This is a genomic window from Paraburkholderia fungorum (assembly GCF_046027215.1).
GTDB lineage: Bacteria > Pseudomonadota > Gammaproteobacteria > Burkholderiales > Burkholderiaceae > Paraburkholderia > Paraburkholderia fungorum_D.
Window position 1 is genome coordinate 3189168 of sequence record NZ_JAQQEN010000002.1, and the last position, 14491, is coordinate 3203658.

The window sequence follows — 14491 nt, forward strand, 5'->3', positions numbered from 1 at the left end:
CTGCCCGGCCTCCTCAAAAGATCTCAAAGAGCGCCGCCGCACCCATGCCGCCAGCAATACACATTGTGACTACGGCATACTTCACGCCGCGTCTGCGTCCTTCAAGGAGAACATGGCCGGCGAGGCGTGCACCTGTCATTCCGAACGGATGGCCGAGCGCAATGGCACCTCCGTCGACATTGAGGCGTTCAGATGGGATGCCGAGTTTTTCCTGGCAATAAATCGCTTGTGACGCAAATGCTTCATTCAATTCCCAAAGTCCTATGTCATCGACCTTGAGATTGTGTCGATCAAGTAGCTTCGGCACGGCCAGCGTAGGTCCGATGCCCATCTCATCAGGCTCGCAGCCAGCGACAACCATACCTCTGAACGCACCGAGAGGATCGATGTTCGCCCGTTCGGCATCCTTGGCGTTCATCAGGACACACGCCGACGCGCCGTCAGACAATTGCGAAGAGTTTCCGGCTGTCACGAATCGGTCTGTGCCTTTTACTGGCTCAAGCCGAGAAAGGCCTTCGAACGTGGTGTCGGGCCGATTACATGTGTCTTTATCGATCGTGACTTCTTTCAGCGTGACGGCGCCGGTGTTTTTATCCTTGACCGCCATCGTGGTGGTAACAGCAATTATCTCTTCCTTGTATCGGCCTTCAGCCTGCGCCCGCATAGTTTTCTGCTGGCTTGCGAGGGAGAATCGGTCTTGCGCTTCGCGGCTGATGCCGTAGCGATTTGCGACGATGTCACCCGTATCGATCATGGCCATGTAGAGATCTGGCTTATGCTCCGCAATCCACGGATCGAGGTGTTTGTCGGCGTCTTCGCGAGTCTGGATTCCGGTGATGCTTTCAACGCCTCCGGCGATAACAGCCTGTGCACCATCGACGACAATACGCGCGGCCGCCGTGCCGATTGCCTGAAGTCCCGAGGCGCAAAAGCGGTTGATGGTTGTCCCTGCAATGGACAGCGGGAGGCCTGCCCGCACGACAGTCTGGCGGGCTACATTGCGTCCGGTGATGCCCTCTGGATACCCGCAGCCGAGAATGGTGTCTTCGATCAGGGACGGGTCTACACCCGAGCGGTCAACGGCAGCCCGAACGGCCCATGCCGCGAGGGTCGGGCCATGTGTCCGGTTGAACTCTCCGCGGTGAGATTTTGCAAGCGGAGTGCGGGCGGTGGAAACAATAACGGCTTCACGCATAGATTTTTTCAGGAAAGAAGTAGTTCTTCAGTCGTTCAAACAGGAGGAGTGGTGTCTCTTCCGATACGCTCACCACCCTTCCATCCAGGGGCGAATGTCGAGCTCATGCGTCCACGCATCGCGTGGTTGCTGATGCAGCATCCAGTAGGTGTCCGCAATATGTTCGGGATTGACAATGCCGTCGACTTCCTTGAGTTTGTAACGATCGGGGAAGTTCTCACGGATAAATTCCGTGTCGATGGCGCCGTCGACAATCAGCTGTGCAACATGTAATCCTTTAGGCGCCAATTCCTTGGCCATCGACTGGGCCAACGCGCGCAACGCGTGCTTCGCGCCGGAAAACGCTGCGTAACCGGCTCGGCCGCGCAAACTCGCCGTGGCGCCAGTGAAGAAAATGGAGCCTCTTTCACGGGGCAACATCACCTTTGCTGCTTCCCGGCCCATCAGGAAGCCGGCAAAACACGCCATCTCCCAAACTTTCTGATACACGCGAGCGGTGGTGTCCGTAATGTCGAATTTGACGTTCGCGCCAATGTTGAAAATTGCGGCTTCGACGGGCGCAATGTTCGCTTCGATTTCCTGAAACAGGGAAATCATCGCCTCTTCTTTTCGCGCGTCTGAACCGAACGCGTACGCCTCACCACCTTCCGAGCGAATCTGTTCGACAAGGGGCGTGAGCTTCTCCGCATGTCTGCGGGTCACGCACGCGACGTAACCCTCGCGCGCAAAGCGACGCGCGATTGCTCCGCCGGTCGCGTCGCCGGCCCCGATCACCACTACAGCCTTTTTGGATGTTGCCATCATGTCTCCGATATTGAACCGCAGCGCAGAATGACGAACTGCACTGCAATCCATTATCGGAACGCATTCTGGAAAAGTCAAAGAATCTTTGCGCTGTCAGGCCTGATAAAATTTGCATCCGTGAACCGCATTGCAGTATGATGAACCGCACAGCGCTACAAAAGCGACTCGGAGACACTGAATGACTGTCCTGCTGAACGGGCGTCCGCTGCGGCGCATTCACAACGTGATCGACCCATGGGTCAGTGCAAGTCCAGACGCGCCGGCCTTGCTCGACCGGGTTGCCGGTCTGACTTACAGGCAGTTGCATGAGGCCGTTGAGGAGGCTGCGGAACGCCTGGGCGAACTCGGCGTGCGATCGGGTGATCGCGTACTCATTGTTTGCGAGAACTGCGTCGCGGTAGGCGTGCTCCTGCTGGCGCTGAGTCGGCTTGATGCGTGGGCTGTCGTGGTCAATGCGCGTCTGTCACCGCGGGAGATCGATACATTCGCCGAGCATTCGGGTGCGCGGCGTGTCATCTATACACCTGACGTTTCTCTTGAAGCTGAGGCGCATGCGCGTCGGGGCGGTGCAAAGGAGGAGTTTTGGCCGCTGACGGGCCGTCTATGTATCGGGCCGCAGAACGAGTCGGCTGTGGCGGAGCAAACGCACACTGATCCCGCGGAACAGGTCGCGGTGATGATTTACACGTCCGGCACCTCAGGCATGCCGAAGGGCGTTATGTTGACGCACTCAAATCTCTTATACATATCGGAAGTCGCGCGCTCGGTCAGGCTCCTGTCGCCGCGAGACACGGTGTATGGCGTCTTGCCCATGGCGCATGTAGTGGGACTCTCGTCGCAACTGCTGGGGGCGCTTGCTTGCGGTAGCAAGTTGTTCATTGAGTCGCGCTATTCGGCGGAGGCGCTGGCCGACGCGATACTGAAGCGCGGCGCGACAGTTTTCGTCGGTGTGCCGGCGATGTTTTCGAAGTTGCTTGAATGGTCTCGTGCGAATGGCGTGGATATCAGTCGCCATCAGCTACGTTCAGTCGGTGCGGCAGGGTCGCCTCTGACGCCGGAACTCAAGGCGCAGGTCGAGGCGGCCATGCAAACAACCCTGCAAAACAGCTACGGGCTCACAGAGACCTCGCCGACCATTTGTCAGACATTATTGCTGTCTAACCCGCGGAATGACTGTTCCGTTGGACCACCTGTACCGGGCGTCGAGCTTCGTCTGATGGGAAGTGACGGCCGCGAGGTTGCACGCGGCGAAGTTGGCGAACTGTGGGTGCGTGGACCCAATGTAATGAAAGGCTACTACCGCGCCTCGGACCTGACGGCAGAGTCGATTCAGGATGGTTGGTTCAATACCTGTGATCTCGCTAGACAGAGCGAGGACGGCGGTGTCTTCATCATGGGCCGTACCCGCGAGTTGATCATCCGCTCAGGATTTAACGTTTTTCCGGTCGAAGTCGAGCAGGCGATAAATTCCTATCCGGGGGTGGTTCAATCCGCAGTGATCGGCCGCCCCGCCGCAGGAAACGAACAGGTTATTGCTTATGTAGAGCCCGAAGCCAATGTCTATATTGACACCGACGATCTGAACAGATGGGTTCGGCAGCAACTTGCGCCGTACAAGGTCCCGGCAGAAATTCACGTGATAGAGAAGCTCCCGGCCGCGCCGACGGGGAAAGTGCTAAAAAGCAATCTCCGCGCGCTTGACGTGCAACAAAGCACGGAGCACCGCGCGGCGCATCCTGGTGGCTGACAGTGAAGCTGGCAAGCGCGCTTTTTCGTACAGGACGCATGGTATCGTGTCGCGGCTCGCGAAGCCGACCAGGGTGCCAGGCTGCTGCAGAGTGTGTTGTGCGATGCAGTAATCTTGACAATCCTCTACGAACGGCGATCGGCCGGAGATGAAAAAGTGAATATGAACACAGCAGAAGGCGATCGCGTGGATGATGACGCAGCGGACGAGGAATCAGGATCTGATGGCGCGTCTGATCGTCATTTTGTTACGGCCCTCGCTCGTGGCCTTGAGGTATTGAGCTGCTTTGAGGCGGGCAATAACTTTCTGGCAAATCACGAGATTGCGCAAAAATGCGGGCTGCCGCGTTCAACCGTTACCAGGCTGACGTACACGCTGACAAAGCTCGGCTACCTTCATCTGGTGCCGAACAGCGGTAAATATCGCCTCGGGACAGCAACGGTTGCATTGGGCAGCGCCATGCTGGCCAAACTCGACGTGCGCCAGATCGCTCGTCCGTTCATGCAGTTGCTTGCCGCGGAAACTGAGGCCGTTATTGCGCTGTCAACGCGCGACCGGCTTTCGATGCTGTACCTGGAATGTCTCCGGGGGAGTTCTATCGTCACCCTTAGCCTGGACGTAGGGTCGCGCATCCCCTTGGGCACCACGGCGGCAGGTCGGGCGTTGCTGGCCGGATTGCCCGCACCCGAACGTTCAGATCTGATGGAACGAATCCGCGCGCTGGACGATGCTGCCTGGCCTGCGATAAGCGCGGGTATTGTGCGGGCGGTCGACGAGTATGAAGCGACCGGATGTTGCTCTTCTCTCGGAGACTGGGTGAAGGGGGTGCACGGTATTGCTGTTCCGTTCAATCCGGGGAGAGGGCTGCCGGTTATGGTCATGAGTGTTTCAGGTCCTGCACAAGCGTTCCCTAAAGATCAGCTGATGCACTTCTCTTCGAAGTTGATCGATACGGTCAAAAGCATTGAGGAAAATCTCGGCAAGATGCCGTAGCGGAAAAATGTGCGCGGTGGCATGGGTGCCTTGTCGGCACGATGACGGTGCCAGCGCGATCATTTTCAGCATCGGTGGCTGTCGTTGAGTAGTCGATTGTTCATTGCGAATTCTGGTCGCAATGACTGTTTGCGAGTGTATATGCACAATATAGTGCATGTTGAACGACATGACGGGAGACAACATGAGTAAGGTCCAGGTTGATTTTCTTTTTGACTTCGGCAGTCCGAATGCGTACCTCAGTCACAAGGTGATCCCGCATATCGAGGCGCGCCAGGATGTGGTGTTCCGGTACGTGCCGATTCTGCTCGGAGGACTATTCAAGCTGAGCGGGAATCAATCGCCCGCAGACGCCTTTTCCCACATCAAGAACAAACCACAGTTCGGCAAACTCGAAACTGCCAGGTTTATCGCCCGGCATGGGATCACGGAGTACAGATTCAATCCACATTTTCCGATCAATACGCTAAAGCTGATGCGTGGAGCCGTTGCGGCCCAGCTGAACGGAACGTTCGACTTGTACGTCACTTCAGTGTACCGGTTCATGTGGGAAGACGAGCTCGACATGGGCGACCCAGTCGTGCTTTCCGCGGCACTCGATAAGGCCGGTCTGGACGGCAAAGGATTTGCACAGCGGATCGACGTTCCCGAGGTCAAGCAGCGGCTGATCGACAATACCCAGAAAGCTTTTGAACGAGGCGCATTTGGCTCGCCGACTTTCTTTGTTAATGACGAAATGTACTTCGGCAAAGACCAGCTGCGCGATGTCGAAGAAGAAATCATCCGGTTGACAGCACCTCAGGCCTGAAAGAAGGGGCCAACGGGTAGAAGCAGCGCCCTGCAGGTCTCGCTTACAGCGGTACCTTTCCCAAATCGTTTCACGATGGAGTATGTGTATGGCTATTCCCAGCATTCTGCATAACAGGCTTTCTGTTCCAGTCGTTGGATCGCCTTTGTTCATCATTTCGAACCCTGACCTCGTCATTGCACAGTGCAAGGCCGGGATTGTCGGTTCCTTTCCTGCGCTGAATGCCCGACCTGAAGGGATGCTTGAGCAATGGCTCGATCGCATCACAACCGAATTGGCGGAGCATGACAGGAATCATCCGGAGCGGCCATCGGCACCGTTCGCGGTCAATCAGATTGTCCATCGATCAAACAATCGTCTCGACACGGATATGGAAGTGTGCAGGAAATATCGCGTCCCGATTGTCATCACTTCACTCGGAGCGAGGAAAGAGATCAATGACGCAGTCCATGAGTGGGGAGGGATTGTGTTTCACGATGTCATCAACAACGTGTTTGCACGCAAGGCAATCGAGAAGGGCGCAGACGGACTGATAGCCGTTGCGACCGGCGCGGGTGGTCACGCCGGCGTGCTTTCGCCGTTTGCTCTTGTGCAGGAAATTCGGGAATGGTTTGATGGCCCGCTATTGTTGTCAGGAGCAATTGCCAACGGCAACTCGATCCTGGCAGCGCAGGCGATTGGTGCCGACCTCGCCTATGTCGGCAGTGCTTTCATCGCCACGGAGGAGGCCAACGCCGTCGACGGTTACAAGGATGCCATTGTCGAAGGCGAGGCGTCGGACATTGTTTATACGAATCTGTTTACGGGTGTGCATGGCAACTATCTGCGCAAAAGCATTGTTGCAGCAGGACTTGATCCAGATGGCCTGCCTGAGTCAGACCCGTCAAAAATGAATTTTGGATCGGGAAGCAATGCAAAGGCCAAAGTCTGGCGGGACGTGTGGGGCGCAGGCCAGGGAATCGGCTCTGTCAAGCAGATCGTACCTGCAGCAAAACTGATAGAACGGCTCAGGCAGGAGTATGAGCGGGCGCAAGCACGAGTGGCCGTTTCGGAATCGAGCCTGCGCAGCGTCTGACAACCTGCGAACTTACCGTCACAAACACCCGCTGACAGAGAGAAAGCAGCATGGTCCCATCCCGCATTTCCGATACTGAAGACGTTGTGACGAACCCTTATGCCGGTTATGACATCGCCACATGGCTGGTCGAACTTGCTGCACGTCGAGGAGATCATCCCTTCCTTATATGGGATCCATTCGATGGCCACGGTCGTACGTATAGCTATACGGATCTTCTCGACCATGTGCAGCGTCTCGCGGGCGGTATGGCTGCTCGTGGAGTGCGGGCGGGTGACCGGGTCGTCGTCCACATGGAGAACTGTCCCGAAGCAGTGTTGGTTCGCTTTGCGTGCGCCTGGCTTGGCGCGGTGTGCGTCGCAACGAATGCGCTAGCAGCCGGACCCGAACTCGCCTATCTGGTTGCCGCTGCGCGCGCTGTCTGCGCCGTGACCCAGGCTCATCTCGCGCCACTTCTCGCCGAGCATTGCCCCCAACTTGCCTGGGTTGCTGTAGTGAATACTGAGGCCGAAGGCGGTGAGCGTGCAGGGACACAGAGTGTATTTGACTTCTCAAGTCTGTACGCCGAACCTCTGCCTCGCAGGCCGGCCGATCCTTTGGCCCAGGCATCGGTGATGTACACAACAGGTTCTACGTCTCGACCAAAGGGTGTGGTTTGGACGCATGCCAATGTCCTTTGGGCAGCGGAAGTGAACGCCCGGCAACAGCGCTTGCAGGACGGCGATATTCACTTGCTCTTTCTTCCGCTCTTTCATGTCGTTGGCCTGTCCTGGTGCTTTTTTTCGACAATGTGGGCGGGTGGCACGGTCGTCCTTCAGCCAAAATTCTCCAGAAGCCGCTATTGGGACAGCGCGCTGCGACACAGGGCGAACGTGGGCTCTCAGGTGCACTTCACCATGGCAGCGTTGAAGGCCGAGCCAGTGCCCGACCACAACTTCCGCGTCTGGGTCACTTCCCGACATGACCACGCCTTGTCATCCTTTTACCGTGTTCCGATGGTAGCCGGATGGGGCATGACTGAGGTGCTGACCCAAGTCATCGTATCGACGCCCAGTCACGGAAAATTGACAGGGGGAATCGGTCGACCGAGCCACGCATATCAGGTGCGAGTGGTGGACGACGAGGGGCGCCACGTTAAAGCGGGTGAAACAGGAGGACTCCTCGTTGGCGGCCGTCGCGGACTCTCGATTTTCAGCGAGTACGATGGCGACGAGCGCACGACGGAAGAGTCGTTCGATTCGGCTGGCTACTTCATAACAGGAGACCGGGTCAGGCTCGACAAAGATGGCTGGATTGAGTTTGCCGACAGACAGAAGGACATCATTAAAGTTGGCGGCGAGAACGTTTCAGCAGCGGAAGTCGAGGCGACCATCGCAACGCTGCCTTCCGTGAAAGAAGTCGCGGTCGTCGGTAAGCCTTGTGCCATGTATAACGAGGTGGTTGTCGCATACGTCGTCGCAAGCCCGGACCTTGATCCGGAGCAGATCCGACTGTTGCCCCAAGTGGTGCGTGAGCATTGTGCGCAGAACCTGGCAAGATTCAAGGGGCCGAGCGAGGTTCTGCTTATCGAGAGCCTGCCGCGCATCGGAATCGGCAAGATTGCAAAGGCTGTCTTGCGCGAACGGGCCGCAGCGGACCCCTCGATACGCACCGGCACGACTCGAGCGGACGTGCCTGGACCCACGCCTGGCAACCCATAACCGCTGACCATGATCGACCTCTATCATTGCGCCCGGTCGCGATCGTTTCGCCCTCTGTGGATGCTCGAGGAACTGCAACTGCCTTATCGCTTGCACGTCCTGCCATTTCCTCCGCGGGTAAAGGCGCGCGAGTACCTGGGATTGAATCCGCTAGGAACCGTCCCGTGTTTCATCGACGGGGACGTGATCATGACGGAGTCCAGCGCGATCTGCCAGTATCTGGCAGATCGGGACGAAGCCCATAGATTCTCCGTTTTGCCGTCGGATTCAACGTACGCGCGTTACCTTAATTTTTTGAGTTTCGGTGAAGCGACACTAACGTTTCCAATCGCCATTTACATGCGATACACGCGCCTCGAACCCGAGGAAACTCGAGCACCGCGGGTGGCCAACGATTACCGTCGCTTCTTTTTCGGGCGCCTTCGGGCCATCAGCGCAATTCTTTCCAAAGACGATTACGTGTGCGGTGACCGTTTTACGGCAGCGGATATCTCGGTCGGATATGCGCTCATATTTGCTGCAATGAACGGGCTACAGGACGATTTTCCACCGGAAGTATCCGCCTATCTCGAACGGCTGCGCGAAAGGGATGCATTCAGGCGCGCGATGATTGCAGAAAGTGTTCCGATGTAGCGAAAGGCGATCTGCATCACCATGCAAGTCGCAGAACGTGCCGCGGCCGGGAAGAATTCTCCGGCTCATTAAGACGATGCCGACCGCCTGCGGGGCGGGCGTGGCGTGCGCGGATCTGCAGCACTCGGGAGGCCGAGCCTTTCCCTCAGTCTTGGAATGGCAAAGTCAATGAATGCCCGCAGCTTGAGCGGTATCTGCCGTTGGGCCGCGTACATGAGGTTGACCGGCGCCGGCAGCGGTTCGAAGGCTTCCAGAAGCTTCACGAGACTGCCCGATTTTACGGGTTCTTCAATCTGGTACGACACTACCCGTGCAATGCCGGCCGCTTCCGTCGCGGCAACCACGGCAGCCTCCACTGAGTTCACTACTAGCCGGGACGGCACCTCGATCTTCAGTGTCCGGCCTTTTGATTGAAATTCCCAGTTGCTCCCCACCGCATATCCTTCGTATGTGACGCAGTCGTGCGACAGAAGGTCTTCGGGCTTGCGCGGTGTCCCATGCTTCTTCAAATAAGCGGGGCTTGCGCACAGCACCTGCCGATGCAGGCCGACACGCGTTGTAACCAGGCTGCTGCTCGGTTGTTCCCCAAGCCGCAGCACCAGGTCTACGCGCTCTTCCAGCAAATTAACGAGCCGGTCTGTCAATTGCACGCGCATGCGGATTTGCGGAAACGCGCTTAGAAATTCGACTATCACCGGCATGACGTGGATGCGCCCCATGACCGGCGGCACGCTGATGACCAGTTCTCCCTGCGGCGCATGATATTCGCCGGAAGTCGTGCGTTCGATTTCCGCGATCTCGTCCAGAACCTGCCGGCATGACGCCACGTAGCCGCGCCCGGCTTCCGTCAGTGTCAGCTTGCGGGTACCACGCACAAGCAATCGCACATTCAGATGGGCCTCCAGTTCGGATACGCGTCGGCTCACGGTCGCCAAAGGAATGCGAAGCTTTCGACTCGCGGCGGACAGGCTCCCGTTGTCTATCGCCGCCAACAAAATGACCATTGCTTCGAGTCGATCCATGGCCTTCCACCAATGAAAGGGTAGTTCTCAATTCTACCGGCTACTCAATGACCGGGGAAAGGCCTAGATTTCTGTTCATCCGGCCGCGCCCGCGCCTTCTGTGCGCCAACGTCAGGCGCACGGCTTTATGTTCCTTTGCCTCATACCAGCCTTGCCCATCGGGAGCCAGCCATAACATTCGATACGCTCAAAGTGAATCGCGACGGAGCAGTTCTGTTCGTGAAAATTTCCGCCCCACCCATGAACCTGCTAGGCCCCGAGCTTGTGCGCGACCTGGTCACGCTGATCCGGGACGCCGAAGCCGACGAAGGCACAAAGGTGCTCGTATTCAGTAGTGCCGACCCCGACTATTTCATCTCCCACGTGGATGTGACAAAGGTAAAGGAATATCGCGACGAAGCCGCAAAGCTGACCGGCGAACCATCGATCGCGCTGCTGTTCCGCCATCTGAGCGCCAGTCGGCTTGTCTCGATCGCGCAGATCGAAGGCCGCGTGCGCGGCGCGGGCAGCGAATTCGTGCTGGCGTGCGATATGCGCTTTGCCGCACGGGAATCGGCGGTGTTTAGCCAGATGGAACCGGCTTTCGGATTGATTCCTGGCGGTGGCGCAGCCCAGTTCCTCACCCGTCTGATGGGCCGCGGCCGTGCGCTCGAAGTGATGCTGAGCGCGTTGGACTATGACGCGGATATCGCGGAACGGTATGGATGGATCAACCGGGCGTTGGCCGCCGAGTCGCTCGGTGACTTCGTCGCATCGCTTGCGCGGCGCATCTCGCGTTTTCCGGCCGCCGGACACGCGATGGTCAAGGAGCGCGTCAATGCCATTGCGCTGGCTCCCGCCGATGAGTTTCGCCACGATTCGAATCTCTTCGGGACAAACGTGCAGTCTCTGCCAGCGCAACGCCGAATGCAAACCGCCATGGCACGCGGGTTCCAGACGCGCGAAGCGGAACTGGACCTGGGCCGGCTGCTGGGCGAACTCGACGAGTGATAACCAGGCGCTTCTAGACCAACGTTGACCAGCCGCTCAACGTGGCATCCTCCGTCGCATCCATAAAGAACTGCGAAGATGTCATCCATCGCGCGTGTCTTTCACACTGTCTCATCCAGCAGCGGGTAGTCGTTGTAGCCAGTTTCGTCGTCTGCGTAGATGGTTTCCGGATTGATCGCATTGAGTGGCGCACCACGTCGAAAGCGCTCCACCAGATCAGGGTTGGCGATAAAAGGACGCCCAAACGCTGCCGCGTCTGCATCGCCACGTTCGATGGCGAGTTCTGCACTCTCCCTCGTCAGTCCCTCATTAAGGATGTAGGCCCCTTTGAAGATACGCCGCACGTCACGGCCGATGCGATCGTCGCCGCGATCCAGCGACTCGCGCGCGAAAATGAAAGCGATGTTGCGCGCGTTGAGTTGCTCGGCGACATAGGTGAATAGCGCGCGCGGATCCGAGTCGCGCATCGAGTAGGAACTCGACATCAGATTCAAATGCACGCCGATACGGTCCGCGGGCCAAACCGTGAGCAACGCATCGAGCGCCTCCAGCAGGAAGCGCGCGCGGTTCTCGATCGAGCCGCCATAACGGTCGGTCCGCAGGTTCGATCCGTCGTGCAGGAACTGATCGAACAGGTAACCATTTGCCGCGTGAAGCTCGACGCCATCAAATCCAGCGCGTTGTGCATTTGCGGCGCCGACCCGGAAATCCTCGACGATGCCGGGAATTTCTTCGGTTTCCAGCGCGCGTGGTACGGTGTACGGGCGCTGAGGCCGCACGCGGGTGACATGGCCTTCCGGCGCAATGGCACTGGGGGCGACCGGAAGCTGGCCGTCGTGGTAAAGCGGGTCCGAGACACGCCCGACGTGCCACAACTGGGAGACGATCAGGCCACCTGCATCGTGTACCGCTGAAGTCACCTCTTTCCAGCCGGCAATCTGCTTCTCGGTCCAGATGCCCGGCGTGTTGGGATAGCCAACGCCCTGAGGCGTGACGGAAGTGGCCTCGGTAATGACGAGTCCTGCGCTCGCACGCAGCGCATAGTGGTGCGCGTTGAGCATACCCGGACTGCGCTCGGCAAACGCGCGCATGCGCGTGAGTGGTGCCATGACAATCCGGTTCGACAACTTCAGCGCGCCAATCTGGATGGGATCGAAGAGGGTGGACATCTGCGGGCTTCTCATTTCGGTGTTGAAGGTAAGAACGGCTGCTGCTTTTCCATCGGCTATGGAATGTTGCGGGCCATACGTTTATCGTCACAACAGACTTGATGTAACAATAGTAGTTACAACATAAACGATCCAGGCCATCGGCACAAGTTTCTTGTCGTGAACGGTTGGCGTCGCTGTGAGAAGGATGACGCGCGCGAGGTGGCTCCGGCACGCCAACACGACGGCGCGTGTAGCCCGAAAACGTCCGTCTTTTAAGGCGGGAAGCACGTTATGTCGCCGGATTCTTCAAGCATGTCAGGATTGACTACTCATGCTGTAACGAATATAGTTACAACTAAACTGACTAACACAGGCTTGCTATGAGCGCCAACAGCCGCTTGACCGTGGCGACCCACATCCTGGCGTGGATGGCGCTCGTCGCACGGCGCAGTTCTGACCCCGTCACGTCCGATCGGATCGCTGCGAGCGTCAACACCAATCCGGTGGTGATTCGTCGTACGCTTGGGCTGCTTGCGCAAGGCGGCCTTGTCGAGAGCTATCGCGGTGTCAATGCGGGATGGCGTCTGGCCAGGAATGCGGACGCAATCAGTTTGCTCGACGTCTTTGATGCACTCGAAGAGGGTGCACGTTTCGCGCTGCATTCTTCGAAACCCAGTCAGGCTTGCCCCGTGGGTCGAGGCATCGGGTCGACGCTGAGCCATGTATATGATTCGATCGACGATGGCGTTCGAAAGACGCTTGCCGCCACGACGATCGAAGCGGTGCTCACAGACACTCTCGCATCGCAACCATCCAAAAAACGCGGCTGAATCCGGGGCGCTCAATGGCCCGCCGCGGCTTGCAGGGCTGACCTCGCTTTATTGGGTTCCGCACAGCCCGCAATGACAGTACTTGGGGAAGATCCCGTGCTGGAAATCCCTTGTCATAGTTCGCGTCGCGCCGTCACCGCCGGTCGGGAGCGTCATTGGCCCCGTCGCTCGCTTCAGCCCGGCACGCGATACAGGGCGCCGAGCTTGTTGCCGTCCGGGTCGCGCAGATAGGCGAGATAGAGGCTGCCAGACGCGGCCTCACGCACGCCGGGCGGCGCCTCAGCCGATGTTCCACCGTTGGCGACCCCCGCGGCATGGCAGCGATCGACGTGTTCGCTCGACTCGCAGGTAAAACCAATCGTTCCACCATTGGCAGGAGTGGCCGGCTGACCATTGAGCGGCTGGGTGATGATGAAAAGCGCCGTGTGGGCGCGATAGACATAGCGCCGACGCTTATCGTTGTCATCGCTGAGACCTTCACCATAGCCGAGCACGCCTAGCACGGCATCGTAGAATCGCTTTGATTTTTCCAGGTCGTTGGTACCGACCACTACATGACTGAACATTGCTTCCATACTCCTAAATAAATAAACCACGACCCATCCGATGCCGTGGCCGGCCCGCATGATGAGCGACCCTGCGCGACGAAACAGCGGCGGAGCGATTCACCGTCTGGTGGTGTGCGAAGAGGCTATCAGGCGACGTCACTGCGACATGGCACCCCGCTTGGGACAGTCCGGAGACTGCACTGCTATACGTCTCTTCAGAGCTAGCTAAGTCGTCGCGTTCGGCGTCGACGGTTCGCGCGCGCTGAGTGAGACGCGCGTGCCTTATCCGATCACACCGTAACGATGTTCGTGACGACCTCGATGTTGCCGCGCACAGATTTCGAGTAGGGGCAGATCTGATGGGCCAGGTGCGCGATTTCCTCGACGACTTCCGTTGCCAGACCCGGCACGCGGACGGTGAACTGAGCGCCGAGGCAATGCCCCTTGCCGACCGACCCAATGCTTACCTGGATGTCTACGGAATAGTCGGACGGCAGTGTGACCTTCTTCAGCGACGCCGCGATCCCGAACACGGTGGTGTAACAGGCCGACCATGCCCCTGCAAACAACTGCTCGGCTCGCGGGTGCAACTCGGTGGCGATGAACTCGAGGTTTTCAAGGCCGGGCGCTGACAGCTTGAGGTCGAGGGCGCCGTGCTCACCGCGCTGGACACTGCGGTCGCGATTGACCGTGGCGTGGCTGTTGCCTGAGGCGAGTACTTTTTCGATCTTTTCCATGATGGGTTCCTTCGATGTGTGGGTAGGAGCCGCAACTTTAAAGCGAGGCGTGACGCTCGCCGAGTCTTGAACGGGTCAAAGGCGTGCTCGAAAGGATCAATCAGTGACAGGTGGCGTCAGTTCGCGACGCTTTACCAAAGGAGCAACTGCTGCTGTGGGCTAGCAGGGGTCGGTCGACCGGTCTACCAGCACGCTCCGCAGTCCGGTGGACCGCGGTGTCGTGAACAGTCACACTCCCGGAAATTGACGATAAACCCA

General features: G+C 58.3%; 14 protein-coding genes. 8 read left to right on the forward strand and 6 right to left on the reverse strand.

Annotated features, from left to right (window positions below; genetic code table 11):
• Positions 1 to 13: 13 nt before the first annotated feature.
• Positions 14 to 1195: an acetyl-CoA C-acyltransferase gene (locus PQR27_RS34740; protein WP_408528057.1), complete on the reverse strand. Its 1182-nt coding sequence runs from the start codon at positions 1193 to 1195 to the stop codon at positions 14 to 16.
• A 69-nt stretch (positions 1196 to 1264) separates the two neighbouring features.
• Positions 1265 to 1999, reverse strand: a complete 735-nt coding sequence (locus PQR27_RS34745) for an SDR family oxidoreductase (protein ID WP_408528058.1) — start codon at positions 1997 to 1999, stop codon at positions 1265 to 1267.
• 178 nt (positions 2000 to 2177) lie between these two features.
• Between PQR27_RS34745 and PQR27_RS34750 the strand changes: the two genes are divergently transcribed.
• From PQR27_RS34750 to PQR27_RS34775, 6 genes are all read left to right on the forward strand, one after another.
• Positions 2178 to 3746 carry a class I adenylate-forming enzyme family protein gene (locus PQR27_RS34750; protein ID WP_408528059.1) on the forward strand — a complete coding sequence of 523 codons (1569 nt, stop codon included), beginning with the start codon at positions 2178 to 2180 and terminating at the stop codon, positions 3744 to 3746.
• Positions 3747 to 3860: 114 nt separating this feature from the next.
• A complete protein-coding gene (locus PQR27_RS34755; protein ID WP_408528060.1) occupies positions 3861 to 4739 on the forward strand; it encodes an IclR family transcriptional regulator in 879 nt (292 codons plus the stop codon).
• Between the two features lie 184 nt (positions 4740 to 4923).
• Complete coding sequence (locus tag PQR27_RS34760) at positions 4924 to 5547, forward strand: 2-hydroxychromene-2-carboxylate isomerase (protein ID WP_408528061.1); 624 nt, start codon at positions 4924 to 4926, stop codon at positions 5545 to 5547.
• 88 nt (positions 5548 to 5635) lie between these two features.
• Positions 5636 to 6622, forward strand: coding sequence for an NAD(P)H-dependent flavin oxidoreductase (locus tag PQR27_RS34765; RefSeq protein ID WP_408528062.1), 987 nt, complete (start codon positions 5636 to 5638; stop codon positions 6620 to 6622).
• Between the two features lie 50 nt (positions 6623 to 6672).
• Positions 6673 to 8322, forward strand: a complete 1650-nt coding sequence (locus PQR27_RS34770; protein ID WP_408528063.1) for a class I adenylate-forming enzyme family protein — start codon at positions 6673 to 6675, stop codon at positions 8320 to 8322.
• Positions 8323 to 8331: 9 nt separating this feature from the next.
• The gene (locus PQR27_RS34775; RefSeq protein ID WP_408528064.1) at positions 8332 to 8955 is read left to right on the forward strand and encodes a glutathione S-transferase family protein; all 624 of its coding nucleotides are present in this window, start codon (positions 8332 to 8334) and stop codon (positions 8953 to 8955) included.
• A 68-nt stretch (positions 8956 to 9023) separates the two neighbouring features.
• Here PQR27_RS34775 and PQR27_RS34780 read toward each other — a convergent pair whose 3' ends face one another.
• A complete protein-coding gene (locus PQR27_RS34780) occupies positions 9024 to 9977 on the reverse strand; it encodes a LysR family transcriptional regulator (protein ID WP_408528065.1) in 954 nt (317 codons plus the stop codon).
• A 192-nt stretch (positions 9978 to 10169) separates the two neighbouring features.
• Between PQR27_RS34780 and PQR27_RS34785 the strand changes: the two genes are divergently transcribed.
• Positions 10170 to 10967 (forward strand): enoyl-CoA hydratase/isomerase family protein, encoded by a 798-nt coding sequence (locus tag PQR27_RS34785; RefSeq protein WP_408528066.1) that lies wholly within the window; start codon positions 10170 to 10172, stop codon positions 10965 to 10967.
• Positions 10968 to 11068: 101 nt separating this feature from the next.
• Here the strand turns inward: PQR27_RS34785 and PQR27_RS34790 are convergent, their stop codons facing one another.
• Positions 11069 to 12136 carry an alkene reductase gene (locus PQR27_RS34790; protein WP_408528067.1) on the reverse strand — a complete coding sequence of 356 codons (1068 nt, stop codon included), beginning with the start codon at positions 12134 to 12136 and terminating at the stop codon, positions 11069 to 11071.
• Positions 12137 to 12498: 362 nt separating this feature from the next.
• Here PQR27_RS34790 and PQR27_RS34795 point away from each other — a divergent pair, with 362 nt between their 5' ends.
• On the forward strand, positions 12499 to 12948 hold the full coding sequence (locus PQR27_RS34795; protein ID WP_408528068.1) for an Rrf2 family transcriptional regulator: 450 nt from the start codon (positions 12499 to 12501) through the stop codon (positions 12946 to 12948).
• Between the two features lie 173 nt (positions 12949 to 13121).
• Here the strand turns inward: PQR27_RS34795 and PQR27_RS34800 are convergent, their stop codons facing one another.
• Both PQR27_RS34800 and PQR27_RS34805 read right to left on the reverse strand, forming a co-directional pair.
• Positions 13122 to 13514 carry a VOC family protein gene (locus PQR27_RS34800; protein ID WP_408528399.1) on the reverse strand — a complete coding sequence of 131 codons (393 nt, stop codon included), beginning with the start codon at positions 13512 to 13514 and terminating at the stop codon, positions 13122 to 13124.
• 272 nt (positions 13515 to 13786) lie between these two features.
• Positions 13787 to 14233 (reverse strand): OsmC family protein, encoded by a 447-nt coding sequence (locus PQR27_RS34805; protein ID WP_408528069.1) that lies wholly within the window; start codon positions 14231 to 14233, stop codon positions 13787 to 13789.
• Positions 14234 to 14491 lie beyond the last annotated feature (258 nt).

Bases quoted from the DNA above. Each gene is read 5' to 3' on its own strand.
- PQR27_RS34740 (WP_408528057.1), bottom strand. From the start codon at position 1,195: ATGCGTGAAGCCGTTATTGTTTCCACCGCCCGCACTCCGCTTGCAAAA.
- PQR27_RS34745 (WP_408528058.1), bottom strand. From the start codon at position 1,999: ATGATGGCAACATCCAAAAAGGCTGTAGTGGTGATCGGGGCCGGCGAC.
- PQR27_RS34750 (WP_408528059.1), top strand. From the start codon at position 2,178: ATGACTGTCCTGCTGAACGGGCGTCCGCTGCGGCGCATTCACAACGTG.
- PQR27_RS34760 (WP_408528061.1), top strand. From the start codon at position 4,924: ATGAGTAAGGTCCAGGTTGATTTTCTTTTTGACTTCGGCAGTCCGAAT.
- PQR27_RS34765 (WP_408528062.1), top strand. From the start codon at position 5,636: ATGGCTATTCCCAGCATTCTGCATAACAGGCTTTCTGTTCCAGTCGTT.
- PQR27_RS34770 (WP_408528063.1), top strand. From the start codon at position 6,673: ATGGTCCCATCCCGCATTTCCGATACTGAAGACGTTGTGACGAACCCT.
- PQR27_RS34775 (WP_408528064.1), top strand. From the start codon at position 8,332: ATGATCGACCTCTATCATTGCGCCCGGTCGCGATCGTTTCGCCCTCTG.
- PQR27_RS34780 (WP_408528065.1), bottom strand. From the start codon at position 9,977: ATGGATCGACTCGAAGCAATGGTCATTTTGTTGGCGGCGATAGACAAC.
- PQR27_RS34790 (WP_408528067.1), bottom strand. From the start codon at position 12,136: ATGTCCACCCTCTTCGATCCCATCCAGATTGGCGCGCTGAAGTTGTCG.
- PQR27_RS34795 (WP_408528068.1), top strand. From the start codon at position 12,499: ATGAGCGCCAACAGCCGCTTGACCGTGGCGACCCACATCCTGGCGTGG.
- PQR27_RS34800 (WP_408528399.1), bottom strand. From the start codon at position 13,514: ATGTTCAGTCATGTAGTGGTCGGTACCAACGACCTGGAAAAATCAAAG.
- PQR27_RS34805 (WP_408528069.1), bottom strand. From the start codon at position 14,233: ATGGAAAAGATCGAAAAAGTACTCGCCTCAGGCAACAGCCACGCCACG.